General features: G+C 53.2%; 17 protein-coding genes and 1 pseudogene. 5 read left to right on the top strand and 13 right to left on the bottom strand.

Annotated elements, in window-relative coordinates:
• Positions 1-53 precede the first annotated feature (53 nt).
• Positions 54-1,209 (bottom strand): annotated as a pseudogene (locus tag AC0L73_RS04525) (GNAT family N-acetyltransferase).
• 195 nt (positions 1,210-1,404) lie between these two features.
• Between AC0L73_RS04525 and AC0L73_RS04520 the strand changes: the two are divergent.
• Positions 1,405-1,605, top strand: coding sequence for a hypothetical protein (locus AC0L73_RS04520; protein WP_473654989.1), 201 nt, complete (start codon positions 1,405-1,407; stop codon positions 1,603-1,605).
• A 202-nt stretch (positions 1,606-1,807) separates the two neighbouring features.
• On the opposite strand, the gene AC0L73_RS04515 is transcribed toward AC0L73_RS04520, so the two are convergent.
• Together AC0L73_RS04515 and AC0L73_RS04510 are read right to left on the bottom strand one after the other, a co-directional pair.
• Positions 1,808-2,275 carry a RidA family protein gene (locus AC0L73_RS04515; RefSeq protein WP_227949901.1) on the bottom strand — a complete coding sequence of 156 codons (468 nt, stop codon included), beginning with the start codon at positions 2,273-2,275 and terminating at the stop codon, positions 1,808-1,810.
• A gap of 32 nt (positions 2,276-2,307) precedes the next feature.
• Positions 2,308-3,780 carry an aldehyde dehydrogenase family protein gene (locus AC0L73_RS04510; RefSeq protein WP_473654988.1) on the bottom strand — a complete coding sequence of 491 codons (1,473 nt, stop codon included), beginning with the start codon at positions 3,778-3,780 and terminating at the stop codon, positions 2,308-2,310.
• 159 nt (positions 3,781-3,939) lie between these two features.
• Here AC0L73_RS04510 and AC0L73_RS04505 point away from each other — a divergent pair, with 159 nt between their 5' ends.
• On the top strand, positions 3,940-5,202 hold the full coding sequence (locus AC0L73_RS04505) for an adenylate/guanylate cyclase domain-containing protein (RefSeq protein ID WP_473654987.1): 1,263 nt from the start codon (positions 3,940-3,942) through the stop codon (positions 5,200-5,202).
• Between the two features lie 25 nt (positions 5,203-5,227).
• Here the strand turns inward: AC0L73_RS04505 and AC0L73_RS04500 are convergent, their stop codons facing one another.
• A complete protein-coding gene (locus AC0L73_RS04500; protein WP_227949907.1) occupies positions 5,228-5,944 on the bottom strand; it encodes a GGDEF domain-containing protein in 717 nt (238 codons plus the stop codon).
• A gap of 352 nt (positions 5,945-6,296) precedes the next feature.
• Here AC0L73_RS04500 and AC0L73_RS04495 point away from each other — a divergent pair, with 352 nt between their 5' ends.
• Positions 6,297-7,103 carry an EipB family protein gene (locus AC0L73_RS04495; RefSeq protein ID WP_473654986.1) on the top strand — a complete coding sequence of 269 codons (807 nt, stop codon included), beginning with the start codon at positions 6,297-6,299 and terminating at the stop codon, positions 7,101-7,103.
• Between the two features lie 11 nt (positions 7,104-7,114).
• On the opposite strand, the gene AC0L73_RS04490 is transcribed toward AC0L73_RS04495, so the two are convergent.
• Genes AC0L73_RS04490 through AC0L73_RS04480 form a run of 3 tightly spaced genes read right to left on the bottom strand, consistent with a single transcriptional unit; the run spans position 7,115 to position 9,351 of the window.
• A complete protein-coding gene (locus AC0L73_RS04490) occupies positions 7,115-8,392 on the bottom strand; it encodes a DNA polymerase IV (RefSeq protein WP_227949911.1) in 1,278 nt (425 codons plus the stop codon).
• Positions 8,393-8,402: 10 nt separating this feature from the next.
• Positions 8,403-9,074, bottom strand: a complete 672-nt coding sequence (locus tag AC0L73_RS04485) for a hypothetical protein (RefSeq protein ID WP_473654985.1) — start codon at positions 9,072-9,074, stop codon at positions 8,403-8,405.
• 1 nt (position 9,075) lies between these two features.
• On the bottom strand, positions 9,076-9,351 hold the full coding sequence (locus tag AC0L73_RS04480; protein WP_473654984.1) for a DUF3572 domain-containing protein: 276 nt from the start codon (positions 9,349-9,351) through the stop codon (positions 9,076-9,078).
• A gap of 165 nt (positions 9,352-9,516) precedes the next feature.
• Between AC0L73_RS04480 and AC0L73_RS04475 the strand changes: the two genes are divergently transcribed.
• Together AC0L73_RS04475 and AC0L73_RS04470 are read left to right on the top strand one after the other, a co-directional pair.
• Positions 9,517-9,879: a response regulator gene (locus AC0L73_RS04475; protein WP_227949917.1), complete on the top strand. Its 363-nt coding sequence runs from the start codon at positions 9,517-9,519 to the stop codon at positions 9,877-9,879.
• A 3-nt stretch (positions 9,880-9,882) separates the two neighbouring features.
• Entirely contained in the window at positions 9,883-11,292 is a 1,410-nt protein-coding gene (locus AC0L73_RS04470) for a PleD family two-component system response regulator (RefSeq protein WP_227949919.1), read from the top strand.
• 69 nt (positions 11,293-11,361) lie between these two features.
• On the opposite strand, the gene rpmG is transcribed toward AC0L73_RS04470, so the two are convergent.
• The 6 genes from rpmG to rnr form a co-directional block, all read right to left on the bottom strand.
• Positions 11,362-11,529, bottom strand: coding sequence for a 50S ribosomal protein L33 (gene rpmG, locus AC0L73_RS04465; RefSeq protein WP_161315630.1), 168 nt, complete (start codon positions 11,527-11,529; stop codon positions 11,362-11,364).
• Positions 11,530-11,640: 111 nt separating this feature from the next.
• Positions 11,641-12,798, bottom strand: coding sequence for an MFS transporter (locus tag AC0L73_RS04460; protein ID WP_227949921.1), 1,158 nt, complete (start codon positions 12,796-12,798; stop codon positions 11,641-11,643).
• Positions 12,791-13,447 carry an NUDIX hydrolase gene (locus tag AC0L73_RS04455; protein ID WP_227949924.1) on the bottom strand — a complete coding sequence of 219 codons (657 nt, stop codon included), beginning with the start codon at positions 13,445-13,447 and terminating at the stop codon, positions 12,791-12,793. Before AC0L73_RS04455 ends, AC0L73_RS04460 begins: the two co-directional genes overlap by 8 nt.
• On the bottom strand, positions 13,444-14,163 hold the full coding sequence (locus tag AC0L73_RS04450) for an NUDIX hydrolase (RefSeq protein WP_227949926.1): 720 nt from the start codon (positions 14,161-14,163) through the stop codon (positions 13,444-13,446). Before AC0L73_RS04450 ends, AC0L73_RS04455 begins: the two co-directional genes overlap by 4 nt.
• A gap of 62 nt (positions 14,164-14,225) precedes the next feature.
• The gene (locus tag AC0L73_RS04445; RefSeq protein WP_227949928.1) at positions 14,226-14,600 is read right to left on the bottom strand and encodes a DUF983 domain-containing protein; all 375 of its coding nucleotides are present in this window, start codon (positions 14,598-14,600) and stop codon (positions 14,226-14,228) included.
• A 223-nt stretch (positions 14,601-14,823) separates the two neighbouring features.
• Entirely contained in the window at positions 14,824-17,007 is a 2,184-nt protein-coding gene (gene rnr, locus AC0L73_RS04440; protein ID WP_473654983.1) for a ribonuclease R, read from the bottom strand.
• Positions 17,008-17,028: the final 21 nt, after the last annotated feature.

The following is a 17,028-nucleotide window of genomic DNA, read 5'->3' as shown; positions in this document are numbered from 1 at the left end:
TTTAGGGATTTTTCAACAACAGATTTCGGACGATAGTGGCTTCGTCAAAAAATCTAGCGGGAATTTTCGCTACGAAAGGGGGAATGCTCGGCAAGATAATTGATCTCTGCCTCAACCTGTTTTGTCTCCGCCTTCAGGTAATCGGAGACTGCATCATGAAAGCCCGGATCGCGCATCCAATGGGCGGAGTAGGTCTCCGTTGGTAAATAGCCGCGGGCGAGCTTGTGTGGCCCTTGCGCCCCGGCCTCCACCCGTCTGATGCCATGTTTAATCGCATAATCTATGGCGCGGTAATAACAGGTTTCGAAATGCAGGAATCGGTGATCCTCTGTGCAGCCCCAATAGCGGCCATAGAGGCAATCACTGCTTTTCAGGTTTAGCGCGCCGGCAATGTAGCGTCCGTCTCGGCTGACCATAAAGAGCACAACCGCTTCGCCAAGGCGCTCCCCCAGCAGGCTAAAAAATTCGCGGTTTAGATAGGGCGTCCCCCATTTGCGATTTCCTGTGTCGATATAGAAATGATAAAAGGCGTCCCAATGCGCCTCACCAATGTCATTCCCCGTAAGAATTTCGAATTCCAGATCATTTTCCGTTGCCCCCTTGCGTTCTTTCCGGATGGCCTTTCGCTTGCGGGAGGACAGCTGCGCAAGGAAATCGTCAAACGTCTCGTAATTTTCATTCACCCAATGGAACTGCTCGCCCGTGCGGATGAGAAAGCCTTCCTGCTCCATCAACTCGCGTTCCTCAGGCTCCAGAAAGGTCGCATGAACTGAGGAGAGGTTGAGTTTGTCCGCCACCTGTTTTGTCCCTTGCAGGAGGAGACGTTGATGTACCAACCGTTCCGGCCCCTCCGGCACGAGAAGACGAGGGCCCGTCACAGGGGAGAAAGGCACCGAAAGCTGCAGTTTCGGGTAATAGCGTCCGCCTGCGCGCTCATAGGCATGGGCCCAGCTATGATCGAAGACATATTCCCCACTGGCTGTGTCCCTTCACATACATTGGGGCGATCCCGGCAATCGTGCCATTCAGTTCCAATGCGAGGTGATAAGGCATCCAGCCACTATCAGCGGAGACGGAGCCGCTATCCTCCAGTGCTTTCAGGAACTGGTGGGTGACGAAGGGATGATCCGTTGTCAGGCAGGCATTCCAATCGGCCTCCCGTATCTCGGCAATGGATTGAAGGGTTTTAATCAAAGGAGTGTCAGACATACGGCCCGGAAAACTGAAATAGGAGCGCCCTTTGCTACTGTAACAGATATCTTTTTTCGCTGCGGGAAGAATTCAAGAAAATTTCCCAGAAAATACTTTTGGTTTAATGACTTGAAAAAAATACAACTTATATATGTATAAAAGAGGAGATTATTTACTCGGAGATTGCTCCGGCAGACGTAATTGGAGATGAACATGGATTGGATAAAAGTCGGTATTAGCGCACTACTCGGCGGTGCGGTTGCCGCCGCTATCACGGCGTTTCTTGTTATATATTTCGATAAACCCGCCGCGAGTCCTAAAGGCGGGAACTTGATGGAACAGCTAACCGGAAGTAGCAAGATGGATAATCGTCAGCAGGGCGAACAATTCCCTATGCAAAAGCACGGACGGTAAAACACTCGTGGCATGTTAGGTGAGCCAAACACTTGTCAAATGAAGATCACTCTAAGGGCTCAAAATTTTGGCACGTTTAGGAATAAATCAAGCAACAAAGTTATTGCTCCGATGGCACTCATACATCAAATGTGTTTTTGAGCTGTGCTCATGCGTTAATGGCTGATTTAAGGGGGAGCGTTTATCGCGCTCCCCTTTTCCCTTAGCTGATCTCGAAAACCGCGTCGATTTCGACCGCGACATTCATCGGCAGGGCATTGGTGCCGACGGCGAAGCGGGCGTGGCGACCCTTATCGCCGAAAACCTCAACCATCAGGTCAGAGGCCCCATTTACAACCTTTGGCTGTTCTCCAAAGCCGTCGATGCAATTGACGAAGCCGCTCAGCTTCACGCAGCGTACCACCTTGTCGAGATTGCCGCCGCAGGCTTCTTTCACCTGAGAGAGGATATTGAGGCCGCACACCCGGGCGCAGGCCATACCTTCTTCTGTTGTGAAGTCCTTGCCGACCTTGCCCTGATAGGCGATCTTGCCGTCAACGAAAGGCACCTGTCCGGAAACGAAAACCAGATTTCCTGTCTTCACAAACGGGACGTAATTTGCCGCCGGGGCTGTTGCGCCCGGAATTTCGATACCGAGCTCCGCCAAATGGGCGTCAATCTTGCCAGTCATTCTATACCTCTTGTTTTGAATTATGCGTTAAATCAACCCCCCGGACGGCCACCGCCGCCCGCGGTGATCCGGATGCCGACATTCTTCGTTTGAACATAGTTGAGCAGCGCTTCCTGCCCTTTTTCCCGGCCGTAGCCGGACCGCTTCATGCCGCCGAAAGGTGTTTCAATCCCGCCGGCGAACCATTCATTAACAAAGACATGGCCGGCGACCAGTTGGTCTGCCGCCCAATGCGCCGTTGCGAGGTCCTTGGTGTATACGCCTGCGCAAAGGCCATAGTCAGTCCCATTTGCGAGTGCGAGGGCCTCTTCCGGGTCATCATAGGTGAGGATGGAAAGCACAGGGCCGAAAACCTCTTCCCGCGCGATGGTCATGTTCGGCGCAACATTAGCAAAGACCGTAGGTTCGATAAAATGCCCGGGAAGTTCGTTATGTTTCCGTCCGCCGGAAACAGCCTCTGCACCAGCCTGAGAAGCGGCGAGGCACATACCCTCTATCTTGTCAGCCTGCGCGGCTGAAATCACTGGTGTGAGATCATGGCCATCGATGCCGGGACCAATAGAGAGAGATTTCGCCTTTGCGGCCATTTTCTCAACGACTTCAGCCTGAAGGGACTTTGGCACGATCAGGCGCGATTGCGCGGAGCAAACCTGTCCAGCATGGCTGAAAATTCCGCTAGCGGTGGAGTTGATGGCCTGATCAACGTCAGCATCCTTGAACAGGACACCCGCGGATTTACCGCCGAGTTCCATGACGCAGGGGATGACACGCTCCGCCGCCGCACGCAGGATCGACTGGCCCGTCGCGACTGAACCGGTAAAGACAATATGATCGATATCGGGATGTGAGACGAGCGCCGCGCCACACTCATGGCCATAGCCACAGAGGATATTCACTGCGCCTTTTGGCACCCCGGCGCGATGACATGCCTCGGCAATAAAATAGGTGGAAACGGGGGAGAGTTCCGGTGACTTCAGAACGACAGTGTTTGCGGTTGCAAGGGCGCAGGCAACGGACCGCGCGGCAATCTGCAGCGGGAAGTTCCAAGGCACGATCTGTGCCGAGACGCCGAAGGGAGTGGGAATTGTGTAATCCACATAATCTGCGCCGAGCGGGATCATCCGTCCTTCCAGCTTATCGGCAAGGCCTCCGTAATAGGTGAAATAACGCGCCGCGGCCAATGCCTCATTCTTGCCACCTGCGAGGGTTTTTCCGTTATCGAGGCATTCTGCAAGGGCAATCTCATCGGCCATTTCTGTCATATGCCGGGCAATCTCAAACATCAGCGCGCCGCGGTTTGTCGGGCGCATATTGTAAAGCTCCCGGGTCTCAAAACAGGCGCGGGCCGCGGAGACAGCCGTGTCTACATCGGATTGTCCCGCCTGCGCCACCTCAGCGATAATCTGGCCTGTTGCGGGGTTTTCAATCTCGATACGACCGCCATCTATGGCGTCTACCCATTCACCGTTTATGTAGTTCTGCCAGAATTTTTTTATCTCGCTCATGGCTTGCCTTCTTTGCTTTCTATTTTTGCGATTTCTATCACGGCGATAGGCCGAGAGCCAGCCCGGGCTGGCTCTGACGGTAAAAATTTCAATTTCGACTTTTATAAATGTAGAGTAAGCCTATATCAACGGGACCAATCAAAGCAGTCAGGTGCACTCATGGGTCTTATGAATAATGTGGATGGCGAGAATCGGTGTGGCCATTTTCAGGCCGATGACGAGAATGGGGAACTGTTCGCTTGGCTCATCCAAGCCGGTTTGACGGGGACACGTGTCCGGGATGTCTTTACAGAATTTTGTGAGCGGTTGAATACGCGGGGGGTTCAGCTCAAGCGCGGGAATATCGCGCTGAGTGCGATCCATCCGCAGGTCAGTGCGTTCATGTATACCTGGCGGCGTGGCGAAGGGCTTGTCACAAATACGAACTTCCTGCATTCGGATATTCCCGGGGAAGGTTGGTTCTCCAGCCCCTTTTTCTTTATGCTGGCGAACAATATTCCCTTTCTGCACCGGCCGCTATCGAAGGACAATGAGCTGGATTTTCCGGTTCTTGTTGAGTTTCGGGACGAAGGGCTGACGGACTGGTTCTGCCAGATATTTGATTTTGGCTGGGGTTTTGAGAACCAGAATTTGGAAACATCCGCTGGCCTGATTACAAGCTGGGCGAGCGATCGACCGGGCGGCTTTACTGAGGAGGAATTTGCCATTCTTAGTAAGGCGATCCCTTTATTCGGCCTTGCCATCAAGGGGATTGCATCGTTCCGAACAGCCAGATCCATGCTGGAAACCTATATCGGGCGGGACACTGCGGGGAAGGTTCTCTCTGGTCAGGTGCGGCGCGGCTCTGTCGACAGTATCAATGCAGTGCTTATTTATGCGGACCTGAAAGGTTTCACCAAACTTTCCGATACCATTGAAAAGGGCGATCTGGTGGAAATGCTGGATCACTATCTCGCCAAAATGGCTAGCCCGATCGAGGCGGCTGGTGGAGAAATTCTTAAATTTATGGGGGACGGTGTTCTTGCAAGCTTTGATCTGACCTCGGCGGATGATCAGGCGGTAATGGATATATGTAAGACAGCTCTCGACGTGACTGAGACAATGGCGGAAGGCGTTAAACTTCTCAATCGAAATAGGCGAGAGGCTGGCAAGCCAACAATGGAACTCGATATCGCCTTACATGTTGGCGAGGTAATGTATGGCAATGTGGGTTCGGAAACGCGGCTCGATTTTACCGTCATAGGACCGGCGGTGAATGAAGTCAGCCGAATTGAGGCCCTCTGCGATAAACTTGGGACGAACCTGCTCGCGTCCGGCGATTTCATGCGGACCTGTAGTAACGTATCCTTACCACTCCGGTCCTGCGGATATCACGAATTGCGCGGCGTACGCGAACCGATAGAGCTTTTTTGCCGCGACTAATTCGATACGTCAGGTAACGCGACGATCAAGAGGCGCGCGTTACCTTCTTGTTCGCCTTCTTATTCTCATACATGGCGTGGTCCGCGGCTTTCATCAGGTCGCAATATGACTTGTCGCCAGTGTAGGGAATAACCCCCATACTGGCTTTCAGAAAGATTTTCCGTCCACGCGCCGGAATGGAGGTGGCGCTGATTTCACGCTGAATGGCCAGGGCGCGAGCTTTGCCGTTTTCGGTGTTTGTCCGGGTCAGGACAAAAACGAACTCATCTCCGCCGATGCGGGCGACAAAATCCGAACTGCGAAGGTTATGCTGTAGATTCGCGGCGAATTTCTGTAGTGCAATATCGCCTGTGTCGTGACCGAAGCGGTCATTGATTTCCTTGAAATCATTCAGATCTAGGAAGGCGACAACTCCTTCTTCACCGTGCCGTTGCGCAGAGGCAAGAGCCCGGGTCATGAATTCCTGCAAGCCCCGACGATTATGTAGACCGGTCAGTTCGTCCGTGGTGGAAAGGGCCTCCAACTCCCGGATCCGATGCTGCTGCTCTGTTATATGCTGTTCAGCACTTGCGGCATAGGCAATGACCCGATTAATCAGCTGCCAGTGTTTGGCCGGTGCCTGTCGTCTCAGGCTGGACTGGAGGGCCGTGGAAAGATCTTCCAGTTGCGAGCCAATTTCCGCCTCAAACCCCGGTGGGTGATCTGTTTGAACGGACGATATATGTGTCATGGACGATGACATAACTCTAGTCTCCTCACAAAAGCCGCTCTGGAAGCTACATTGGTTGTGCCTTTTTATAATCCAGGTCGGCGTAAACTACTGCCCCAATAAAAGCAACTACCATGCCAATATTTGGGCTTATAAAAATCGTTTAAAATCAATACATTGAACTAAAAAATAAAGATTTTCTTCATATTTTAGACAAAATTGTGGGGAATTTTATGCCTTTCAGATCGGAATAATTGACCTACATAGATAGAATACCCCCATCTTCCACGATAAGCCTTCACAGTCGCAAAATTGAGGTATATTACTGGCCTTTATGGATTTTAGGCGGCCTGCGCAGCTCAGTTAAAATGGATTAATAGTTGAAATGAAATGGTCTAAAGTTGTTTTCACGCTTGTTGGTATCGGCTTGACCGGTATTGCCGGGTTTTCTTCCGCGGCACCGCTGCAACTGGCGTCTCATCAGGCCGTATATGACCTCCACATGGAAGATATTGGTGAGAACAGTGGCCTTGAAGGCGTTCGCGGGCGCATTGTCATGAAGGTTGAGCAGCAATGTGATGGCCTGATTGTGAACCAGCGTATGCTGCTGGAAATGATCAATTTTGAAGGTAATGTCATTGTCTCTGATTACAGCCAGTCGACTTGGGAAGATAATGACGGCCGGATGATGCGCTTTGACATGTCGAATATGCTGAACGGACAACTGATTGAGAAATACAGCGGTATTGCCGAGCATCGCGAGAATGGCACGGTTGTCGAGTTCGGCGATCCTGATCAGCCCGATCTGGAACTACCCAGCGATGTCATTTTTCCAGGCGAGCATACGCGAATGGTTTTGAAAGCCGCCGCCGCCGGCAAGAACCTGATTTCCGCGAAAGTTTATGACGGTAATGGGGAAGATGGGCTTTCTGACACTCTTGCTGTGATCGGTAAGGGGCAGACGCTCCTGGAACCGTCTGAAGCGGAGGAGGAACTGAAGGGGCAGGTTTTCTGGCCACTACAGATATCTTTCTTTGATCTGAGGCAGCAACAAACCGAACCGGATTATAGAATTGCCATGAAAATCTTCGGCAACGGTGTCGCTACGGATTTGCATCTTGATTACAGCGATTTCTCGCTGCGCGGAGAGATTGCGGAATTGACTTTCCTGACGTCGGAGAAATGTTCCTGATCCAGGGGCGGTCAATTTTTACCGGTCAGGCCACGTCCTTTGGTGATGACTGCATCTCCAAATTTATCTCGCAGCTTGTCAATTGCGGCCTCAACCTCTTTGTCGTGCCCGGAATTGCCGCTTAAGAGGTCGGGTCTATCGGCGTCATCAAGCTCGCCAAAACTACTGATACCCACCCCGATAAGCCGAAAGTTATGGCCCGGCACCGCCTTCTGGAGGAGCGGGCGCACTTCCCGGTAGAGTGTTTCCGCGAGTTGCGTAGGTTGGGTGAGGGTATGGCTGCGGGTCAGGGTCTTGAAATTGCCGGTTTTGAGTTTCAGCGTGATCGTCTTACCTGCTTTATTAGATTTTTTAAGGCGCTTGGAGACTTTTTCGCAGAGTGGCCACAGTCGAGCTAGCAAAATATCGATATCCGAAATATCCGTGGCAAATGTGGTCTCTGCGGAGATGCTCTTGGCGCGGAGGTCAGCTTTCACGCGGCGTTCATCCTCTCCGCGCGAAAGGTGATAGAGGCGGCTTCCCATCACTCCATAACGCGCCACCAGTTCCGCTTTCTCGCGATGCTGCAATTGGCCGATGGTGCTGATGCCTTCTGCCGCAAGTTTACGATTAAGTGCTTTACCGACGCCCCAAATGTCGCTGACCGGTCGGGGATTTAGAAAATCTATCGCCTCCGCTCGGCCGATGACGGCAAATCCGTTTGGCTTATCAATGTCTGAGGCGAGCTTGGCGAGATATTTATTATAACTAAGCCCGACGGAGACGGTGATCCCGATTTTCTTCTCCACCTCTCGCGCGAGCCAAGCCATAGATTGCGCTGCGTTCCGATGGTGCAGCCGTTCGGTGCCAGATAGATTAAGAAACGCTTCATCAAGGGAGAGGGGCTCCACATCCGGTGTCAGCATATCAAACAGGGCGCGAATTTCTCTGCTGACGACGACGTATTTCGCCATATCCGGCGGGATAATGACCGCATCGGGACATAATTTTTTGGCCTTGAACAGCGGCATGGCCGACCGCACCCCTGACATCCGGGCGATATAGCAGCAGGTGGAGACAACGGCGCGTGGGCTGTCATGGCAGATGATGAGCGGCTTGGCGTTCAGCTCTGGGTTATCGCGTTTCTCCACAGATGCATAAAAGGCATCGCAATCGACATGGGCGATGGAAAGGTCGAACAATTCCGCATGGCGGAGGAGCTTCGGCGACCGGCAGGCAGGGCAGCGTTTGCCGTCGCGCGCAGAATTTTCTTCCAGGATTGTCAGGCAGTTGCGGCAAAGGCTGTCCATAGCGCCTCTGTCAGTACTCGCCTGTCTCGATATGGCGGATAATATGTGCGCTGATCTCTGGCCAGTTATAGAGGCGGCTGTGGCTATGTTCCGCGGGCCCCAGAAGATCGGATAGCCGTGGATCGGCTATATAATGCAGACGGTGGACATGCGCGGCATGCTCATTAACGGAGCTATGATTATGCGGAATATCATCAATAAAATAGGCTGGAGCGTTTAACCCCTCTGTCAGGAAACGGACAACCTGTCCCTTGCTGCCGACATTGGCGATCAGAGGGAAATCCATCCCTTTGTCCTTGAGACCTAACAGTCGCTTGGCCGCATATTTGGGCGGGACGTTACTGAGGACGACAATCTGCGCATGATCTTGTAGGCTGGCAAGTCCCTCGGCCGCGCCATCGACGGCGGGAAGAACGGCGCAGCGCTGATCGAAAAAGTCGGACAGAATGACTCCGACCTCGGCTTGGTCAATCGGTTCTTTATCGGCAATACGACGGATATTGCCGGTGAGGGCAAAAGACGACCAATCAAAATAAAGATCAAGCGATTTGAGGAAATCCTCAAGCCCGATCATGAAGTTAAACAGGACTTCATCCGCATCTGTAATGATAAGCGGACGGTCGCGATCGATCGTTAGTTTCTCTAGCTGCGGGCGGACTTCATCGTGGATACCGGTAAACATTTTAATAATCCTCTACCGGCGCACCGGGTAAAAACTGACGCGCCCGAATGATGCTAGTAGGATCCAGCTTCTCGCTTGCGCAAAAATCGATTAATATATCCTCATGCATCAGCAAAAAATCAAGTACACCGGCCAGAATCTCCGGATTTTCGGCCGAGCTGGCGAGAGTGCCAGTGTCAATACCGGTTTCTGCGAGCATCCAGCTCATGGTTTTTTCCTGCTCTGCAATAAAAGTGAGCGCCTGCAGCGCGATTATTTCGGATTTTTCGTGATTCATAAAATTTTCTGTGCTTGAAACCCTGTATGGTAAGGGAAAATTAAACATATTTCTGTTTATTGTGAATGAATGATAGCCCCATGTGCAGGAAATCGAAAGCTCTCTCTGGGTCTATGTAAACCGTCTCACTTTGGCGATTGTACTTGTGAATTGGACATACTGAAAATGAAGACAGTGTTGATTGTCGAAGATAACGACTTAAATATGAAGTTATTCCACGATCTGCTGGAAGCGCATGGTTACAACACCATCCAGACAAAAGATGGAATGGAAGCTTTGAGCCTCGCGCGGGAGCATATGCCGGATCTGATCCTGATGGATATTCAGTTGCCGGAAGTTTCCGGGCTGGAAGTGACGAAATGGATTAAAGAGGATGAGACGTTGAAGTCAATTCCTGTTATCGCCGTCACTGCTTTTGCAATGAAGGGGGACGAAGAAAAAATCCGCGAGGGGGGCTGTGAGGCCTATGTCGCGAAACCAATCTCCGTCGAGAATTTCCTGAATACAGTTAAAGAATTTTTGAGCTAGATTATGTCTGCACGCATCCTGGTCGTCGACGATGTTATCCCGAACGTTAAAATACTCGAGGCAAAACTGTCTGTCGAATATTATGACGTGGTAACGGCATACAACGGCCCTGATGCACTGGAGATCGCGCAGTCACAGCTGCCTGATCTTATCCTGCTCGATGTTATGATGCCGCAGATGGACGGCTTTGAAGTCTGTCGGTGTCTGAAGGCCGACCAACGCACGGCGCATATCCCGGTTGTGATGGTCACGGCGCTCAGCGAAGCTGCGGACCGTGTTCAAGGGCTGGAATCCGGTGCAGATGATTTCTTGACAAAACCGGTTGATGATCTCGCTCTGTTTGCGCGGGTAAAGTCTCTTTTGCGCCTTAAAATGATGATGGATGAATTCCGCCTGCGCGAAGAGACCAGTTCGGAATTGGGCGTGATCAGTATGTCCGACCGCAAGGAAGAAGCCATTCAGCGGGCCCGGATACTGGTTATCGACGACAACGAATATTCGGTCCGCATGATGAAGGATATCTACGCGGAAACCTACGATATTACGCTTGAACCGGATATGGAAGAGGCACTGGTGCTGCTCCGTGGTGGCGACTATGACCTTGCGGTTGTCAGCCTCGATTCTGCAAATTACGATCCGCTGCGGCTCTGCTCTAAAATCCGGAGTCTTGAGGAAACGCGGCAATTACCCATTCTGACGCTGGTAGATGATTCGGACCGGGACAAGCTTATCAAAGGCATGGAAATCGGCGTTAATGACTATGTGATGCGCCCTATTGATGCGAATGAATTAATTGTCCGGACACGGACCCAAATCCTTCGCAAGCAGTATCAGGACCGGTTGCGACACAATTTCCATCGTAGCATGGAACTCGCGGTGACAGACAGCCTGACCGGTCTGTATAACCGTCGCTATATGTCAAATCATCTCGATGCATTGCTGCAGAGGGCGAAACTGGATTATAAACCTGTCTGCGTCATGATCATGGACATTGATTTCTTTAAACGGGTTAATGATACCCACGGCCATGATGTGGGCGATGAGGTGATCCGCGAATTCTCCGAGCGTATTGGCGCAAGTGTTCGCGGTATTGATCTTGCCTGTCGCTATGGCGGAGAGGAATTTGTCGTGGTCATGCCCGACACTGATCTATCCGTTGCCTCGACTGTCTCCGAGCGCCTGCGCAGGCAGATTTCGGAAAAGCCGTTCTCCGCGAGCAAAGGAGCTCTGGAGCTTGACCTGACCTGTTCAATTGGTGTTACCGTCTCGAAAGAGGAGGAAAACTCCGACCGTCTACTTAAGCGGGCGGATGAAGCGCTCTACAAGGCGAAAGGGGATGGCCGCAATCGTGTGGTCGTTGCCCCGTCTAATGTCGAGACTTTTGATAGAGCGCCGGGTGTCGTCGCGCGCTGACAGGCGCGTTTTTTCCAACAAAAAAGGCCGCATCAATTTGCGGCCTGTTTTCATTCAGCGTGAGAAAGCCTATTTGATCTTGGCTTCCTTGAATTCCACATGCTTGCGGACAACGGGATCGTATTTGCGTACGACCATTTTTTCCGTCAAGGTGCGCGGGTTCTTCTTGGTCACATAAAAGAAACCAGTATCCGCTGTGCTTACCAGCCTTATTTTCAATGTTGTCGGCTTAGCCATGTCCGAAACTCCAGTCGTTCCCGCAGAAAGGCGGGCAAAAATAATAATCGAAGCCCGGAAAATACGGATTTAATTGGCGAAGTCAAGCGGATGCTTGGAAAATTCGCTTTTTTAGGCCTTGCGTGACCGGCGCAGGTGATTGGCGGCAACAAGGACGAACAGCAGGCAGGCGGCGGCGAAAGTCAACGGCATGCCGTGCGGTTTGATTATCTCCATCGCCACACCTGCCAAAACGGGACCTAGCAGGCTGCCAAGGCCCCAGAGCATGCCGACTGCCGCCGTTGCGGTGACCAGATCACCGCCCTTGAATTGCTGGCCCATGATAACAAGGGCAATGGTGTAGGTGCCGACGACCCCGCCGCCCCAGACAATTAAGAGCGGCCAGAGCAGGTAGGGAGTTAAAATGACAAGGGGGAGGATCAGGGCGCCAAGGACCCCGACGATACCACAGATGAGAATCACCAGGGTTCGGTCAAACCGGTCCGCCAGCCAGCCGATGGGAACCTGCAGCAGGATATTGCCGGCGAGCAGGGCGCTCGTCATCAGCACGGCAATTCCCAGAACCTGTCCGTTCTTTACGCCATAGACGGGCAGCAAAGTCAGCACCGATCCGTCGAAGAAGGCAACGAGTATAGTTGCCGCGCTGATCATTGGCGCAATCTTTATAAAGGAGAAAATGGAATAGCTGCTTTTCTCCCCAAGGTCCGGGAACCGGTCGCCGACGATAAGAAACGCGAATCCGGCGCTGAGGACGATCAGGCTGGCGACGATGAAGGGCAGGCTCCCCTCCGCGCCAAGAAAATTGATCAGCACCGGGCCAAAGGCAAATCCGCAGGTCATGGAGGAGACATAAATCGCAATGGTCCGCCCGCGGGTTTTCTCCCGCGCGATTTTATTGAGCCATGTTTCACTGATCAGGAACAGAATGGCCATCGACAGACCGATCATCAGCCGCAGGAAAAACCAGAAATAGATGTTGTCCGACAGGGATAGCGCCCAGATGGAGACAGCGGAGATCAGCAGTGCCCCCCACAGCATCTTCCCTGACCCGACGACGCGTGTGCAGGCCGGGACCGCCGGGGACGCCAGCAGGAAGGAAAGGGCAGGCATGGCTCCCATCAGGCCAATGACATCGCTGCCATAGCCCCGCTTCTCCATGAGCAGGGAAACGAGGGGTATCGAAAGACTAAGGGAGACTGCCATCGCCGTTACAGCGGCAATCACGGCAATTAGGGCGCGCCGGTTATCCACCAGCGCGGCATCAGTCATTGTCGTGATTGCGGATAAAGGGTTTGCCCTTGTAATAAGTGAAGATTGGAACGTTGCCAGATTGACGGGGCAGCGGCGCTGCGGCCCGTTTTATTTTCCGGTCAATCTCGTCGAGGACGAATTCTGTTACGTCGATCAGCGGGACGCGATGGGTCTCGGATAGTGGAATCCAGTGCAAATCGACTAACTCGCCCGAGCCACCAAGGTCGCCACCGGTTATATGCTTGGCATCAACGGTGAGAAATCGCGTATTGAAACGAATGGGGCTTTTTGGTGGCGTGATGGCGCGGGCGATAAAATCTAGCTGTGACAGGTCCGGCACGAGTTGATCGCCCTGAAGATCACCAATGATCAGGCCGGTTTCCTCATGGGTTTCGCGTACGGCCGCCGCTGCGACCGCATGGGCCATGCCGGCGGGCTGTGAAAGCATCTTCTCGATATCCGGCGCAAGTGGGGCAAGTGGTGTCATGCTTGCGTCGGACTTGTCTACGCGGCCCCCCGGAAAAACATAAACATCCGGCAGGAACCTGTGGGCCTTTGATCGACGACCCATCAGAACATATAGATCATCGGCGCGCTGTTCATAGATGACAAGGCTGGCGGCATGCCGGGGCTTAACCGGCTGCAGTTGGCGGGTGAATTTTGTCATTCTTCACCATAGATTCGTTTGCCATGGCGCATCATGAACATAGGAACAGGCACTTTTGGATCCTGCGGGGGACGATCATTGAGGAATTTTTCGGCGTATCCTAGAATATTTTCGGTAATGAGTGGTATATCAAGATTTAATGCGTCCTTGATCGTTACCCAGCGAATATCGAGCAACTCACCTGATCCCTTTATATCGCCTTCCAATGTTTCTGCATCGGCCACGAAAAACCGTGTGTTAAAGCGCTTCTTGCGTGACGGCGGCGTCACTGCGCGGGCGATATAGTCGAGCTTTGATAAGTCGGGCCCGCAAGTGGTCGTGCCAAACTCGTTCCAAACCTGCACACGGGATTTTCTTGGGCGTGAATAATTTCCGGCAAGACGAAGGCCCGTTTCCTCAAATGTTTCACGAATGGCGGCAATGGCAAGTGCACGGGCGCGGGCCGGAGTGCATCCGCCGCGCAGCAGCCGTTCCATCACATCCTCGCGCAGGTCTTCGGCGGGGGGAATGCGGCTGTCACTGGCGTCCACGCGGCCACCGGGGAAAACGTAAGTGTTGGGCATGAAGCTATGTCGCCCGCTGCGCTCTCCCATCAGGATTTCAACATTTTTGCTGCTTTGCCGATACAGGATCAGGGTGGCGGCATCTTTGGGGCGAGGGGCTTTACTACCGTCGGTACGGCTTTCGGCGACGCTTCTTTTTTTCTCAGTACTCATAATCGTTGGACTTCCATTTTTCGTCCAACTATGCACCTGCCAGCCGGGCAAGTCCAGAAAGTTTAAGTGAAATCGCCGCCAAAACCATGCATCTGGCGGGCCCATTGAATACCGATCAGTGCGCCCTTGATCCTGGGCAGCAACCACAGCGCCGAGACTAGGGAAACAGGGAGCCAGATGGTAAGCTGTATCCATGTTGCCGGGCTGTAGACCTGTTCAACTGTCAGCATGCCAGAGAGGACAAAATGGAGCACGATGAGCATGGTGAAATAAGGCGGTGCATCGTCGGCGCGCTGGTGATGTAATTCCAGTCCGCAAGCGTCGCAGGTATGATTGACCTTGATATATTTTCCGAAAACATGACCTTTGCCGCAATCCGGGCAGCGTTGTCGTAGACCATTCATCATGGCCTGCCATACCGATCTTGAAGCTGACATTATTTCCATCTTTTCCCTACTTTTCTCACTCTAATACGCTGCATACTAGCATCAGATATGCTTGAAATGTATTATGAAAAGGGCTTTGCGACACTCTGCCGCAGCGGTCAATCGCTTTGTTGACGGCGTTTTGCCCGCTTTTTCCCCTTGGGGAGCGTACGTTTTTTCTTTTTAACCGGTTTTCGGGTGGGTGGTTTTCCCCCGCCTCTGGTTTTACGGTCTGTCACCGGACGGCGGCGAGGGGAGGGGCGCCCTCTCGTCCATCGTCAATCTCGACAATCATGCTGCCTGTCACGATATCCACTTCGCGCAGGCGCACGGCTAGACGGTCGGCGAGGCGGAAAACTTGGCCCGTTCGCTTGCCGACCAGCATATGCTTTTCGGGGTCGAAATTGAAAAAATCACTGCCGAGGGTCGATATGGGGGCCAGTGCGTCGGCGCCGGTGTCATCCAGAGATAGGAACAGCCCGGCGCGGGTAACACCGGAGACTTTGGCTTGAAAAATCTCTCCCACCTTGTTGGCAAGGAAGACGGCGGTAAACCGATCCGTTGTTTCACGCTCAGCCACCATGGCGCGTCGTTCGGTTGCCGAAATCAAAGTGCCGATCTCGGTAAATTCCAGCGCTTCCTCTTCCTTCAGGCCGCCATCGCCGAGCTTGAGCGCCGCGATCAGGCTGCGGTGAACCAGCAAATCAGCATAGCGCCGGATGGGGGAGGTGAAATGTGCATAATTTGAGAGATGCAGTCCAAAATGATGCAGGTTCTCCGGGCTGTAGACCGCCTGCGACTGGCTGCGCAGGACCAACGAGCTTACCAGTTCCCGGTCGATCTCGTTATCAGCTTGAGCGAGGATACGATTGAATGTTTCCGTCGTGACAACCTGCCCTTTCGCAAAGCTGATATTCATCTCCGCAAGTGTTTCATGCAGGCCGATCATTTTGTCGGTCGCCGGAGGTTCATGCACACGGAACATGCAAGGACGCTTCATCTGAGTCAGCGTTTCCGCCGCCGAGACATTGGCCTGGATCATGAATTCTTCGATCAGCATATGCGCCTCGAACCGTTCACGCTTGTGCACGGCCTTGATAAAGCCGTCATCGCCAAACTCTATTTGCCTTTCAGGCAGGTCAAGGTTAAGGGGATGGCGCCGGGCCTTTGCTTTTTTAAGCGCAGCGTAGGCCCCATACAGCGGCTCAATCACCTCGGCGGCGAGCATATCAGTCTTGTCGTCGAATTCACCCTCATGGGCGTTCTGGGCTTGTCGGTAGGTGAGGGAGGCAACAGATCGGATCAGGCCGCGCATGAATTTATGCCGCAGCTTATTACCCTCTGCATCGAACCACATTTGCACTGCCATCACCGGTCGGTCGACGTTCTCATGCAGGGAACAGAGATCGCTGGAAAGTTCGTGCGGCAGCATCGGCACCACACGGTCCGGGAAATAGACGCTGTTGCCGCGCTCCTTCGCTGTTCTGTCGAGGGCGGAGCCATGGGTCACGTAATGGGCGACATCAGCAATGGCGACAATCGCCTGCCAGCCGCCCTTGTTCTTTGGGTCGTCATCCGGTGCGGCCCAGACCGCATCATCCCGATCGCGGGCATCCGCCGGATCGATTGTGATCAGGGGCAGGCCGCGCAAATCGGTGCGCTTACCAAGTGTGACCGGCTTCGCCGCCAGAGCTTCATTGATGGCATCGTCACTAAACTTGTCCGGGATGCCATGGGCGTGGATTGCAATCAGGCTGAGGGACGCCGCATCCCCCATGGGGCCAACGCGTTGTGTCACCCTCCCTTCCGGCAGGGCGTGGGTTTTGCCCGGCAGGATATCGCAGAGCACGACTTCACCTGTTTGCGCTCCCATCGAGTTTTCGTCGCGGACGACAACCTCTTTCTTGAGCTTGCGGTTGGTTGGCTGTACGCGGCCGTCCTTGCCTATTTTGGTATAAACGCCGAGCACGGGACCTGCAGAGGCTTCCAGGCGGCGGATAACGCGGGCTTCATAAGTTCCGTCTTTCTGTCGCGCGAGACGGGCAAGCAGGCGATCGCCTACGCCCGGCGCCTGTGTTCGTCCGGGATGCAGCACATAAATAAGCGGTGGTTTGCTATCCTCTTGCCAACTGACGGGCTTGGCAATGGGCTCCCCGTCCTTGTCGATCCGATCCACCTCGATCACTGTGACAGACGGCAAGGCGCCCGCCGGGGCAAGCTCCCGTTTGCGTCCACGCTCCAGTTGACCTTCTTCGACCAGTTCCTTCAGGATTTTTTTCAGGTAAATCCGGTCGGCACCCTTGATATTAAAGGCTCTACCGATCTCCCGTTTGCCGACGGGTGTCTCACTCTCATCGATAAAGGCGCGAACCTGTTCCTTGGTCGGCAGATGGTCGCGCGTTGGTTTTTTAGGCGTCAAAATATCCGGTTTTCTGTTTTA

Source organism: Sneathiella sp. D3-11 (assembly GCF_055809395.1).
The sequence above is the reverse complement of the archived record's forward strand: the minus strand, read 5'-3'. Positions and strand labels throughout refer to the sequence as shown.

Excerpts from the sequence above, each read along its gene's own strand:
- AC0L73_RS04520 (WP_473654989.1), top strand. The coding sequence starts at position 1,405 with ATGGATTGGATAAAAGTCGGTATTAGCGCACTACTCGGCGGTGCGGTT.
- AC0L73_RS04515 (WP_227949901.1), bottom strand. The coding sequence starts at position 2,275 with ATGACTGGCAAGATTGACGCCCATTTGGCGGAGCTCGGTATCGAAATT.
- AC0L73_RS04510 (WP_473654988.1), bottom strand. The coding sequence starts at position 3,780 with ATGAGCGAGATAAAAAAATTCTGGCAGAACTACATAAACGGTGAATGG.
- AC0L73_RS04505 (WP_473654987.1), top strand. The coding sequence starts at position 3,940 with ATGGGTCTTATGAATAATGTGGATGGCGAGAATCGGTGTGGCCATTTT.
- AC0L73_RS04500 (WP_227949907.1), bottom strand. The coding sequence starts at position 5,944 with ATGTCATCGTCCATGACACATATATCGTCCGTTCAAACAGATCACCCA.
- AC0L73_RS04495 (WP_473654986.1), top strand. The coding sequence starts at position 6,297 with ATGAAATGGTCTAAAGTTGTTTTCACGCTTGTTGGTATCGGCTTGACC.
- AC0L73_RS04490 (WP_227949911.1), bottom strand. The coding sequence starts at position 8,392 with ATGGACAGCCTTTGCCGCAACTGCCTGACAATCCTGGAAGAAAATTCT.
- AC0L73_RS04485 (WP_473654985.1), bottom strand. The coding sequence starts at position 9,074 with ATGTTTACCGGTATCCACGATGAAGTCCGCCCGCAGCTAGAGAAACTA.
- AC0L73_RS04480 (WP_473654984.1), bottom strand. The coding sequence starts at position 9,351 with ATGAATCACGAAAAATCCGAAATAATCGCGCTGCAGGCGCTCACTTTT.
- AC0L73_RS04475 (WP_227949917.1), top strand. The coding sequence starts at position 9,517 with ATGAAGACAGTGTTGATTGTCGAAGATAACGACTTAAATATGAAGTTA.
- AC0L73_RS04470 (WP_227949919.1), top strand. The coding sequence starts at position 9,883 with ATGTCTGCACGCATCCTGGTCGTCGACGATGTTATCCCGAACGTTAAA.
- rpmG (WP_161315630.1), bottom strand. The coding sequence starts at position 11,529 with ATGGCTAAGCCGACAACATTGAAAATAAGGCTGGTAAGCACAGCGGAT.
- AC0L73_RS04460 (WP_227949921.1), bottom strand. The coding sequence starts at position 12,798 with ATGACTGATGCCGCGCTGGTGGATAACCGGCGCGCCCTAATTGCCGTG.
- AC0L73_RS04455 (WP_227949924.1), bottom strand. The coding sequence starts at position 13,447 with ATGACAAAATTCACCCGCCAACTGCAGCCGGTTAAGCCCCGGCATGCC.
- AC0L73_RS04450 (WP_227949926.1), bottom strand. The coding sequence starts at position 14,163 with ATGAGTACTGAGAAAAAAAGAAGCGTCGCCGAAAGCCGTACCGACGGT.
- AC0L73_RS04445 (WP_227949928.1), bottom strand. The coding sequence starts at position 14,600 with ATGTCAGCTTCAAGATCGGTATGGCAGGCCATGATGAATGGTCTACGA.